8 protein-coding genes are annotated in these 12,125 nt (G+C 74.0%); 6 read left to right on the top strand and 2 right to left on the bottom strand.

The annotated features are described in order from the left end of the window. A partial coding sequence (locus RIF68_RS12110; RefSeq protein WP_309051205.1) for an ATP-dependent helicase C-terminal domain-containing protein occupies positions 1 to 1,303 on the top strand: 1,303 nt, incomplete at its 5' end. Positions 1,304 to 1,390: 87 nt separating this feature from the next. Here RIF68_RS12110 and RIF68_RS12105 read toward each other — a convergent pair. After that, on the bottom strand, positions 1,391 to 3,295 hold the full coding sequence (locus RIF68_RS12105) for a lytic transglycosylase domain-containing protein (protein ID WP_309051204.1): 1,905 nt from the start codon (positions 3,293 to 3,295) through the stop codon (positions 1,391 to 1,393). 274 nt (positions 3,296 to 3,569) lie between these two features. Here RIF68_RS12105 and RIF68_RS12100 point away from each other — a divergent pair, with 274 nt between their 5' ends. Beyond that, positions 3,570 to 4,484: a DUF4184 family protein gene (locus RIF68_RS12100; RefSeq protein WP_309051203.1), complete on the top strand. Its 915-nt coding sequence runs from the start codon at positions 3,570 to 3,572 to the stop codon at positions 4,482 to 4,484. Positions 4,485 to 4,632: 148 nt separating this feature from the next. Here the strand turns inward: RIF68_RS12100 and polA are convergent, their stop codons facing one another. Then, positions 4,633 to 7,353, bottom strand: a complete 2,721-nt coding sequence (polA, locus tag RIF68_RS12095) for a DNA polymerase I (protein WP_309051202.1) — start codon at positions 7,351 to 7,353, stop codon at positions 4,633 to 4,635. Positions 7,354 to 7,487: 134 nt separating this feature from the next. On the opposite strand from polA, the gene RIF68_RS12090 reads away from it, so the two are divergent. From RIF68_RS12090 to RIF68_RS12075, 4 genes are all read left to right on the top strand, one after another. Beyond that, positions 7,488 to 9,770, top strand: a complete 2,283-nt coding sequence (locus RIF68_RS12090; protein WP_309051201.1) for an FdhF/YdeP family oxidoreductase — start codon at positions 7,488 to 7,490, stop codon at positions 9,768 to 9,770. 48 nt (positions 9,771 to 9,818) lie between these two features. Further along, complete coding sequence (locus RIF68_RS12085) at positions 9,819 to 10,313, top strand: hotdog fold thioesterase (RefSeq protein ID WP_309051200.1); 495 nt, start codon at positions 9,819 to 9,821, stop codon at positions 10,311 to 10,313. Positions 10,314 to 10,613: 300 nt separating this feature from the next. Continuing rightward, on the top strand, positions 10,614 to 11,498 hold the full coding sequence (locus RIF68_RS12080; RefSeq protein WP_309051199.1) for a trypsin-like serine protease: 885 nt from the start codon (positions 10,614 to 10,616) through the stop codon (positions 11,496 to 11,498). A 125-nt stretch (positions 11,499 to 11,623) separates the two neighbouring features. Continuing rightward, a complete protein-coding gene (locus RIF68_RS12075) occupies positions 11,624 to 11,902 on the top strand; it encodes a hypothetical protein (RefSeq protein WP_309051198.1) in 279 nt (92 codons plus the stop codon). The last annotated feature ends 223 nt before the right edge of the window (positions 11,903 to 12,125 follow it).

Below are 12,125 nucleotides of genomic sequence, written 5' to 3'. Positions count from 1 at the left end.
GGCGATCGGCGCGGTGGACGCGGAGGGCCGGGCGACCGGGCGCGGTGTCCGCATGGCCCGGCTCGGGCTGCCTCCCCGGTTGGCCCGCGCCCTGCTGGACGCGGCTCCCGAGGTGGGCCTCCGGCGTACGGCGGAGGTGGTGGCGCTGTTGAGCGAGGAGCCGCCCCGGGAGTACGGGGACGACCTGGTGGCGGTCTGGCTGGAGGCACGGAGGGGTGGCGACGGGTACGGGGCGCGGTGGCGGGCGGAGGTCCGGCGCCTGGAGCGGTCGGCCGGCGAGGCGGACCGCGGCGGGGCGGCCGGGGAGTCCGCGGTCGCGGGCGAGGACGCGGTGGCGGGCCTGGTGACCGCGCTGGCCTTTCCGGAGCGGGTCGCCCGGCGCCGTGAGCAGGACGGCTTCCTGATGGTGTCGGGAAGCGGGGCCCGGCTCGCGGAGGGCTCCCGGCTCGGCGCGGCGCCCTGGCTGGCCGTGGCGGTCGCGGACCGGACCGTGCGGGACGCGACGGCCCGGGTGCGGCTGGCGGCCGTGCTGGACGAGGGGACGGCCCGCCGGGCCGCGGCACATCTGTGGAGCGAGGGTGAGGAGGTCCGCTGGGAGGACGGGGACGTGGTGGCGCGCGTGGTGGAGCGGCTGGGCGCGGTCGAGCTGACGGTCCGGCCGCTCGGGCGGGCCGCCGGCGCCGGGCTCGTGCGGGAGGCGCTGCTCGACGGGCTGCGCCGCGAGGGGCTCGGGTTGCTGCGCTGGTCGCGGGAGGCGGTGGAACTGCGCGAGCGGCTGGCGTTCCTGCGCGGCGCCGTGGGTGAGCCGTGGCCGGACGTGTCGGACGAGGCGCTGATCGAACGGGCCGGGGAGTGGCTGGAGCCGGAGCTGTCCCGGGCGCGGCGCCGTGCCGATCTCGCACGGCTCGACGCGGGGGCGGCGCTGCGCACGCTGTTGCCGTGGGCGACGGGCGAGGCCGGCCGGCTGGACGAGCTGGCTCCGGAACGCATCGAGGTGCCGAGCGGTTCGCGGATACGCGTGGACTACTCCGGCGGGCGGCCGGTGCTCGCGGTGAAACTCCAGGAGATGTTCGGCCTGGCGCGGACCCCTCGGGTGGCGGGGGTCCCGGTCCTTGTGCACCTCCTCTCCCCCGCCGGGCGACCCGCCGCCGTGACCGCCGATCTGGCCTCGTTCTGGCACGAGGGCTACCGCTCGGTGCGCTCGGAGCTGCGCGGACGGTACCCGAAGCATCCCTGGCCCGAGGACCCCTCGACCGCGGAAGCGACGCGGCACACGAACGCGCGGCTGAGACGGGAGGGCTGAGACGGAGAGGTCGCCGCACACGGGACCGCCCCCCGTCCCGGGGGACGAGGGGCGGCGCGGCCGGAGCGGCTGACCGGCCCGGGCGGGTCAGGGCGTGGGGGTCGGTGAGGAGGTGGCCGGCGAGGTGGTGCCGGTGCTTCCCGAGGGTGCCGGGGAGGTCGCCGACTCCTCCGGGGCCGGAGTCGGCGTGGGCGTGGGGGTCGGCGTCGGGGTGGGCGTGGGGGTCGGCGTCGGGGCGGGCGCGGTCACGGTGAGGGTGATCCGCTGGGTGCCGCCGCCGGGGGCGGTCAGCAGCAGGACGTACTCGCCCGCCTTGTCCCCGGCGAGGATCCCGGAGAGGGAGAGCAGCCCGTTGGCGTCCGTCTTGAGGACGCGTGTGCGCACCGGGTTGCCGGCGGCGTCCTTGGCGAAGTACGGGCCGTCGGCGCTCTGCGCCGTGCCGGTCGCGGAGGCGGTGATCACGGCGGTGACGCCGACCCCGGGGGCGAGGGCGCCCTTCTCGGTGGCCTTGACCTGGAGCCGCTGGGTGAAGGAGGTGCCGGCCGTGGCCGTGAGGGGGTCGCCCGCGAGGCGGACGAGGGCGTCCGCCTTCCGCACGGTGACCGTCGCGGTGAACTCGGCGGCGGGCAGGGCGCGGCCGACGACGGTGGCACGGACGGTGAACGTGCCGGTCGTCTCGCCCGCGCGGAGGGCGGGGGCGACGGCCACACCGGACGCGCCGGTGGTGACGGTGGCGGTGGTGCCGCCTCCCGCGAAGCGGCTGTCGGTGGTCCCCGTGATGGAGAACCGGATGCTCACTCCGGCGACCGGGAGGCCGGCGGCGTCGATCGCCACGGCCTTCGGGGCGGTGGCGAAGACGCTGTCGGTGCGGGCCGTCAGGGTCGCCCCTGCCACGGCCTTGACCCGCGCGACCTTGGCCGGGCCGACCGGGCCGCTGGTCGGCGGCTTGGACGGGGTCGTCGGCGTGGTCGGCCGGGTGGGCGTGGTGGGCTTCGCCGGGGTGGTCGGCCCGGTCGTCGGCGGTGTGGTCCTCGGCGGCGTGACCGGGGTGCTGGGGCCGGGCTCGGGGCTGCCGGTGCCGGGTGCCGGGTGGAGCGGCGCGGGAAGGAACGGCGTGGTGGGCGAGGGGCGGTGGCGCTGGTCGCGGCCGTCGCTGCGGTCGATCGGCAGGACGCCGGTGCCGTCCGGGACGGTGTGCGTGCCGCGCTTGTAGTACTCGAACCAGGAGAGGACCGTGTTCAGGTACTCGGTGGAGCGGTTGTAGCTGAGGACGGCCCGGTCGAGGTCGGCCTTGAGCGCCAGGTTCCGATCGCCCGCGCAGAGGTAGAGGCCGGCCGCCTGAGCGGCGTCGTAGATGTTGTTCGGGTCCTTCTTCCCGTCGCCGTTGGCGTCCTGGCCCCAGTCGGCCCAGGTGGACGGGATGAACTGCATGGGGCCGACGGCACGGTCGTGGACGCGGTCACCGTCGTAGGCACCCCGGTCGGTGTCGCTGATGTTGGCGAATCCGACACCGTTGAGGGCGGGCCCCAGGATCGGCGCCAAGGTGGTGCCGTTGGGGTCGACGCGTCCGCCGCGGGCCTGGCCCGATTCGACCTTGCCGATGCCGGCGAGCAGCTGCCACGGCAGGTTGCAGCCGGGGTCGGTCGCCCGTATGGACTGCTCGGCCCGCTTGTAGGCAGAGAGGACGGAGGCGGGTATGCCGGCCTCGGCCGGGCCGGTGACGACCGGCGGCAGCTTGGGGGTGACGCCCGGCTTGTTGGGCGTGTTCAGCGGCGGCAGGTCGGTGAAGTAGACGGAGTCGCCGGTGGCCGAGTCCTCACCGGGCGGCGCGGTGGTCTCCCCGGCACCGATCGCGTGGTCACCGCCCGCGTTGTCGGTGGCGGGCGGCGCCAGTTCCGGTGCCTGCGACGCGGCGAGCGCCGCGACCGCCGCGGCGACCACCGCACCGCTCGTGGCACTCCTCCTCAGCCGGCGGCCGAATTGCGCTGCCATCCCTGTGGTCCCCTCCCCGTCGACTGCTCTCGCGCTCCCCGCGCGCAAACCTCCGGCGACTTTATGCCAACTCCGTACCGGCGGGTACACAGCCCTCCCGGGTTTCACGCTTTCGTCACCTCTCGGCCGCCCGGCACCGGACCGCCGGAACCGGAAGGGCCCTCACCGCCCTCTTGGAGACCGGGCGTCCGCGCCCACCGCCGAAGCGTTCGCCCGCACCGGCCGCGAACCACGCCCACCCCTGTCCTCGCACCGCACCGCCAAGGAGCCACCGTTGCCGTTCACGCTGAGCCACGCCGCCGCCGTGCTGCCCGTGCTACGGCGGAGCGGGGTCGCGCGCGGTCCGCTGGTCGCCTCCGCCCTCGTGACCGGCTCCTTCGCGCCCGACATGACCTACTTCGCGGCCACGGCGGTGCCCGAGGCGATGGTCTTCGGCGAGGTGACCCACTCCCCCGCCGGGATCGTCACGGTCGACGTGCTGATCGCGGCGGTCCTCGTCACGCTGTGGCTGGCGGTGCGCGAACCGCTCGCGGCCCTCCTCCCCGAGCGGTGGCGCGGGCGGTTGTACGGGGCGGTGCGCGGCGCCGTCTGGCGGGAGCGCCGTCCGGCAACGCTCGCGGTCTGGTTCGCCCTGTCCGCCGCGCTGGGCGCGACGACGCACGTGGTGTGGGACACCTTCACCCACATCGACCGCTGGGGGACGCGGGCGATCCCCTTCCTCGGCGAGGTCGTGGCCGGGTTCCCGGTCTACACGTACGCCCAGTACGGGAGTTCGGCGCTGGCCCTCGGGGTGCTGGGCTGGTTCGCGGTGCGGGCCGTGCGGGAGGCGCCGGAGCTTCCGCTGCCGGCGGGGGTGCCGGTCCCGGGCCGGCGTGGACGGCTCCTCGCCCTCGGGCTGCTGGGCGGCTGTGTCCTGGCCGGCGTCGCCCACCGGGTTCTGCGCTGGGCGGCGTACTGGGGCTGGGACCGCGTCGAGACGCCGCTGGACGTCATCCCGACCGCCTGTTTCGGGGCGGGCGCGGGGCTCGCCGTAGGGCTGGTGCTGTACGGCCTGTACGGCACGGCGGTGCGGCTGCTGCGGCCCGCGCGGCCGGTCTCGGAGCGTACGGCGTCGTATGCCGACGGGGCGGCCTCGCGGGAGGAGGTCCCGGTGGGCGGCGCGGAACATTCCGGTCCGGGAGCGCGCTGACGCGCCGCACCCGGCGAAACGCCCGGTCCCGTGCACGGAACCGCCCGTGTCCGGTCCCCGCCCGGCCCCGCGCCGTGAACCCCGCGCACGGAAAAAGCCGCCGCGGGTGCGTACGGAGATGCCCGGACGCACCCGCGGCGGCCGGGTGTCAGTGCGCGGCGGAGTCCCAGTCGGGGCCGACGCCGACGGAGACGTCCAGCGGGGCGCGCAGGTCCGCCGCGGCGGACATCTGCTCGCGGACCAGGGCCTCGACCTGCTCACGCTCACCGGGCGCGATCTCCAGGACGATTTCGTCGTGGACCTGGAGGAGCATCCGGGAGGAGAGGCGCGCCTCGGTCAGCGCCCGGTCGACCCGCAGCATGGCGACCTTCACGATGTCGGCGGCCGTGCCCTGGATGGGGGCGTTGAGCGCCATCCGCTCGGCGGACTCGCGGCGCTGCCGGTTGTCGCTGTTGAGGTCGGGCAGGTAGCGGCGGCGGCCGAGCATGGTCTCGGTGTAGCCGGTGGCGCGGGCCTCGTCGACGACCCGGCGGAGGTAGTCGCGGACCCCGCCGAAGCGCTCGAAGTAGGTGTCCATGAGGCCGCGGGCCTCGCCCGGGTCGATGCCGAGCTGCTGGGAGAGGCCGAAGGCGGAGAGGCCGTAGGCCAGGCCGTACGACATGGCCTTGATCTTCCGGCGCATCTCGGCGTCGACGGCGGACCGCTCCACGCTGAAGACCTGGGAGGCGACGGTGGTGTGCAGGTCCTCGCCGGAGGTGAAGGCCTCGATCAGGCCCTCGTCCTCGGAGAGATGGGCCATGACCCGCAGCTCGATCTGGCTGTAGTCGGCGGTCATGAGGGCTTCGAAGCCCTCGCCGACGACGAAGCCGTGGCGGATGGCGCGGCCCTCGTCGGTGCGCACCGGCACGTTCTGCAGGTTGGGGTCGGTGGAGGAGAGACGGCCGGTGGCGGCGACGGTCTGGCTGAAGGTGGTGTGGATCCGGCCGTCGGCGGCGATCGTCTTGATCAGGCCCTCGACGGTGGAGCGCAGCCGGGCCTGCTCGCGGTGGCGGAGCATGATCACGGGCAGTTCGTGCTCGGTCTGGGCGGCGAGCCAGGCGAGCGCGTCGGCGTCCGTCGTGTAGCCGGTCTTGGTCTTCTTGGTCTTCGGGAGGTTGAGCTCGCCGAAGAAGACCTCCTGGAGCTGCTTGGGCGAGCCGAGGTTGAACTCGTGGCCGACGGAGGCGTGGGCCTCCTTCACGGCCTGCTGGACGGCTCCGGCGAACTGCTGCTCCATGGCCTCCAGGTGCTCGCGGTCGGCGGCGATGCCGTGCCGCTCCAGGCGCGCGAGCAGGGCCGAGGTGGGCAGCTCGACGTCGTGGAGGAGGTCGCGGGCGCCGACCTCGGCGAGCTTCTCGTCGAAGGCGGCGGCCAGGTCGAGCACGGCGCGGGCCTGGCTCATGAGCGCCTCGGCCTCGGCGGTGTCGTCGGCGCCGAAGGCGAGCTGTCCGTCCGCGGTGGCGGCGGGGGCGAGCTCACGGCCGAGGTACTCGACGGAGAGGGCGTCCAGGGCGAAGGAGCGGCGGCCGGGCTTGACGAGGTAGGCGGCGAGGGCGGTGTCCATGGTGACGCCGGCGACGGTCCAGCCGTGCTCGGGGAAGACCCGCATGGCGCTCTTGGCGTTGTGCAGGGCCTTGGGGCGCTCGGGGTCGGAGATCCACGCGGCCCAGGCCCGCTCGTCGGCCTCGTCGAGGGTGCTCGGGTCGAACCAGGCGGCCGCGCCGCCGGCGGCGGCGAGGGCGATCTCGGACACGTTGCCCGTGCCGAGGGCCCAGCTGTCGACGGTGGCGACGCCGAGGGGCTGGTCACCGTGGGCGGCGAGCCAGGGGGCCAGCTCGCCCGCGCCGAGGACGGTGAAGTCGAGGTCGACGCCGGCGGCCGGCGCCGGGGCGGTCTCCTCCGCGGTGCCGGGGTCGACGGCGAGGAGCCGTTCGCGCAGCGAGGGGTTGCGGATCTCCAGGGTGTCGAGGACGAGGGCGACGGCCGTGCGGTCGTACGGCTCGCGGGCGAGGTCCGCCACGGTCTTCGGCAGCTCGACGTCCCGGACCATCTCGGTGAGGCGGCGGTTGAGCTTGACCGACTCCAGGTGGTCGCGGAAGTTCTGGCCGGCCTTGCCCTTGACCTCGTCGGCGCGCTCGACCAGCTCGGCGAAGGAGCCGAACTGGTTGATCCACTTGGCGGCGGTCTTCTCGCCGACGCCGGGGATGCCGGGGAGGTTGTCGGACGGGTCGCCGCGCAGGGCGGCGAAGTCCGGGTACTGGGAGGGGGAGAGTCCGTACTTCTCCTGGACCTTCTCCGGGGTGAAGCGGGTCAGCTCGGAGACGCCCTTGGTGGGGTAGAGCACGGTGATGTGGTCGCTGACCAGCTGGAAGGAGTCGCGGTCGCCGGTCACGATGAGGACCTCGAAGCCCTCGGCCTCGGCCTGGGTGGCGAGGGTCGCGATGACGTCGTCGGCCTCGTACCCGTCGACGGCGAAGCGGGGGGCGCGCATGGCGTCGAGCAGCTCGCCGATCAGCTCGACCTGCCCCTTGAACTCGTCGGGGGTCTTCGAGCGGTTCGCCTTGTACTCGGGGAACTCCTCGGCGCGCCAGGTCTTGCGCGACACGTCGAACGCGACGGCGAAGTGCGTGGGCTGCTCGTCGCGCAGGGTGTTCGCCAGCATCGACGCGAATCCGTAGATCGCGTTCGTCGGCTGTCCCGTCGCGGTCGTGAAGTTCTCCGCGGGCAGTGCGAAGAACGCCCGGTACGCCAGCGAGTGCCCGTCCATGAGCATGAGCCGGGGGCGCTTCTCTTCGGTCTTCTCGGTCTTCTTCGATGCTGTCTCGGCCACGGGACGATCCTCCCACGGACCACTGACATTCCCGTCCAGCGCCCGGTGGGCCGCGGGCGGGGGCACCGGCTGTCGGTGGCACGTGACAGGATCGGAGACGTACGCCGCAGGACGACCGCTCAAGGGAGAGCGCGATGGTCAGCAAGCCGCCCGCCGGTGACCCGGTCCAGGACGCGCCGCGCGTCGGCCCGCCGCAGCACGCCGCCGCCGGCCTGCCCGCCGTCGGGCACACGCTGCGGATCGCCCAGGAGCAGATGGGGCCGCTGCGTACGGCCCGGACCCTGCTCAAGGTCAACCAGAAGGACGGCTTCGACTGTCCCGGCTGCGCCTGGCCGGAGGGCGAGAAGCGTCATGTGGCCGAGTTCTGCGAGAACGGGGCGAAGGCCGTCGCCGAGGAGGCGACGCTGCGCCGGGTGACCCCCGCGTTCTTCGCCGCGCATCCGGTGGCGGAGCTGGCCGCCCGCAGCGGCTACTGGCTGGGGCAGCAGGGCCGGATCACGGAGCCGGTGTATCTGCCCGAGGGCGGCGACCGGTACGAGCCGGTGACCTGGGAGCGCGCGTTCGCGATCATCGCCGAGGAGCTGCGGGCGCTCGGCTCCCCCGACGAGGCGCTGTTCTACACCTCGGGGCGCACGAGCAACGAGGCGGCGTTCCTGCTCCAGCTGTTCGCGCGCGAATTCGGCACGAACAATCTGCCGGACTGCTCCAACATGTGCCACGAGTCGTCCGGGTCGGCCCTGACGGAGACGCTCGGCGTCGGCAAGGGCAGTGTCTCGCTGGAGGACCTGCACCGGGCGGACCTGATCGTCGTCGCCGGGCAGAACCCGGGCACGAACCACCCGCGCATGCTGTCGGCGCTGGAGAAGGCGAAGGCGGCGGGGGCGCGGATCATCTCGGTCAACCCGCTGCCGGAGGCGGGGCTGGAGCGGTTCAAGAACCCGCAGACCCCGCAGGGCATGCTGAAGGGCGCGGCGCTCACGGACCTCTTCCTCCAGATCCGGATCGGCGGCGACCAGGCCCTGTTCCGGCTTCTGAACCGGCTGGTCCTGGAGACGCCCGGAGCGGTGGACGAGGCGTTCGTGCGGGAGTACACGCACGGGTTCGAGGAGTTCGCGGCGGCCGCCCGTGAGGCGGACTGGGAGGAGACGCTCACCGCGACGGGGCTGACCCGCGCGGAGATCGGGAAGGCCTTGGAGATGGTCCTCGCCTCGAAGCGGACCATCGTCTGCTGGGCGATGGGGCTCACCCAGCACAAGCACGCGGTGCCGACCATCCGGGAGGTGGTCAACCTGCTGCTGCTGCGCGGGGCCGTGGGGCGGCCGGGTGCCGGTGTCTGCCCGGTCCGCGGCCATTCGAACGTGCAGGGCGACCGCACGATGGGCATCTTCGAGCGGCCCGCGTCCGCGTTCCTGGACGCCCTGGACAAGGAGTTCGGGATCGTCTCCCCGCGCCACCACGGCTTCGACGTGGTCCGTTCCATCCAGGCGCTGCGGGACGGCCGGGCGAAGGTGTTCTTCGCCATGGGCGGCAACTTCGTGGGGGCGTCCCCGGACACCGAGGTCACCGAGGCGGCGATGCGCAACGCGCGGCTGACCGTCCACGTCTCGACGAAGCTGAACCGCTCGCACGCGGTGACGGGCCGGCGGGCGCTGATCCTGCCGACGCTCGGCCGTACCGACAAGGACGTGCAGCGGTCAGGACGGCAGGTCGTGACGGTCGAGGACTCGATGGGCCTGGTGCACGCCTCGCGGGGCAATCTGCCTCCGGCGAGTCCGCATCTGCTCTCCGAGCCGGCGATCGTGGCCCGGATGGCGCGGGCCGTGCTCGGGGCGGAGTCGGCCACCCCGTGGGAGGAGTTCGAGGCCGACTACGGGGCGATCCGGGACCGGATCGCGCGTGTGGTGCCCGGTTTCGAGGACTTCAACGCCCGGCTCGCGGCGCACCCGGGCGGTTTCGCGCTGCCGCACGCGCCGCGTGACGAGCGCCGGTTCCCGACGGCGACCGGCAAGGCCAACTTCACGGCCGCACCCGTGGAGTACCCGAGGGTGCCGGAGGGCCGGCTGCTGCTCCAGACGCTGCGCTCGCACGACCAGTACAACACCACGATCTACGGTCTGGACGACCGCTACCGGGGGATCACGGGGGGCCGCCGGGTCGTCCTGGTGCACCCGGACGACGCGGCGGCGCTGGGCCTGGCGGACGGGGCGTACGCGGATCTGGTGAGCGAGTGGACGGACGGCGTGGAGCGGCGGGCGCCCGGCTTCCGGGTGGTGCACTATCCGACCGCGCGGGGCTGCGCGGCGGCGTACTACCCGGAGACGAACGTGCTGGTGCCGCTGGAGGCCACCGCGGATGTGAGCAACACCCCCACGAGCAAGTCGGTGATCGTGCGTCTGGAAGAATCGGCCCCCGCCTAAGCGTTCGCTCAGGCGGATCGAGCCGTACGAGGACGAACGGAGCCGGGCATGGGTGAGCAGCAGCACGTGAAGTTCCCGCAGGAGGTCATCGAGGAGTACGCCGCGCTCGGCGTGGACCTGCCGGCCCTGTTCTCGGCCGGACACCTGGGGAACCGGATGGGTGTGCAGATCCTGGAGGCCTCGGCCGAGCGTGTCGTCGGCACCATGCCGGTGGAGGGCAACACCCAGCCGTACGGGCTGCTGCACGGCGGCGCGTCCGCGGTGCTGGCCGAGACCCTGGGGTCGATCGGTTCCATGCTGCACGGCGGGGTGTCGAAGATCGCCGTGGGTGTGGACCTCAACTGCACCCACCACCGCGGGGTGCGCAGCGGGCTCGTCACGGGGGTCGCGACGCCGGTGCACCGGGGCCGGTCCACCGCCACGTACGAGATCGTGATCACCGACGAGCAGGACAAGCGGGTCTGCTCGGCCCGGCTCACGTGCATGCTGCGGGAGGTCACCCCGAAGGACGCGGGGGACCTCCCGGAGGCCGGCCGGGCCTGATCCCGCGCACGCGCGGTCCGGCGCGCGTCCCGGCGGTGCGCCGCCCGGAGCCCCGCCGCCCGTGGCGGCCCGGTACGCCCCCGGGTCCCACCGGTCCGGCGACCGTACCGGCCGCGCCCGCGGACCCGACCGTACGTACGCCGGAGGGGGCGGTGCCGTGGAGCACCGCCCCCTCCGGCGTACCGGCGTTCAACTCCGCCTCGTTCCCGCCCTCTTGCCCGGCGGGGCGGCAGGCGCTTCACTGGCGAACCTCCCCCCACAGGAGAACACCCGTTCCACTCACCCACCGAGGGGTTCTTCGTGACCGCCGTTCGCACCACCTCCGCGATGACCGCCGTCACCGCCGCCGCCTGCGCGGCCGTGATCGCCACCGCGATCCCGTCCGCCGCGATCAACTCGTACAACGCGGCTCCCGCTCCCGAACGCACCGAGGTCGGCGCGCTCGTCGCGACCTGGGACGACGACGGGAATCCGGCGACGCCCGACCGGGTCGACTGGGTCTGCTCGGGCACCATGATCGACGCGGACACCTTCCTGACCGCCGCGCACTGCACCACCGACTGGCCGGACAACGTCCGCTTCCACGTCTCCCTGGACCAGGACGTCCAGGCCGGCCTGGACCGGGCGGCCGCCCGGCATCCCGGCGACCCGGCCGCGGTCGCACGCAGCGTGGCCGTCGAGGGCACCGCCCACAACCACCCGGGCTACCCGGGGCCGGCCTCGGACACCCACGACATCTCCGTGATCGAGGTCCCCGCCGAGGCGATGAAAGCCCGCTGGTCCTTCACCCCGGCGAGCCTGCCGAAGGCCGGCGCGCTCGACGCGCTCGGCGCGCAGGGGCTGAACTCCACCTCCTTCCTGGTGGCCGGGTACGGCACGCGGGAGGCCGAGCGCGGACCGGGCGGGCACACCCACCCGGGCGGCGGCGTCCGGATGAAGGCGCCGGTCACCTTCAACGCGCTCAACGAGGCATGGCTGCGGCTCGGCATGACGGCCCCGCAGGGCAACGGCGGTGCCTGCTACGGCGATTCGGGCGGCCCCAACTTCGCGACGCTGGGCGGGCGGCTGACCCTGGTCGCCACCACGATCACCGGTGACACGCCCTGTTACGCCACGAACGTCACGTACCGGCTGGACTCCGCCGGTGCCCGTTCCTTCCTGAAGCCGTTCGTCCAACTCCCGTGATACAAGCGGCCCTTCGGCCGGCCAGGGCCGCGATCGCCGCGGTCCTGGCCGGCTGCCTGCTCCCACCGGTCGCCGGCTGCGGCGCGCCACGGGAGCCGGCGCCGCGGGCGAGCTCCCCGGCGGACGTGTGCGCGCGTCTGATCGCGTACTGGGTGCGGGAAGCGCTGGCGGGCAGCCCATGGGCGGGGCTCGACTGGGAGCAGAAGGGTCTGTCGAACGAGCAGTACGCGATCCACGACCAGGTGCTCGTGGCGGCGCGGGCCGAGGAGCGGCGGTCCGGGCGCGCGGCGGCGGAGGGCCTCGCCGAACGCGAGGCGCGCCGTCGCTGCGAGGCGGCCGGCGGGGCGACGGGAAGCTCGGAGAACTGGCGACCGCCCGGCACGGCGAGTGCTCCGGGGGAATGATCCCGGCCGGATCACCGGCCCCGCGATGATCACCCTCCGTAACAATCCCGCAATGCGCGGCCGAGGTGCCCCCGTCCGCCCGTCCGTCCGCTGGCGCCGCGCCCGCTGTCCGATATCCGGAGACCCCTCTCAGGGCGCCGTCAGGAGCATGATCCGCTCAAGCCCCTTAGCGGAACTGCGGGTTCTCAGTATGTGAACACCGCACTACCGACCGCTGTGCCCG

This window comes from Streptomyces sp., assembly GCF_031178505.1.
Classification (GTDB): Bacteria; Actinomycetota; Actinomycetes; order Streptomycetales; family Streptomycetaceae; genus Streptomyces; species Streptomyces gulbargensis.
The sequence above is the reverse complement of the archived record's forward strand: the minus strand, read 5'-3'. Positions and strand labels throughout refer to the sequence as shown.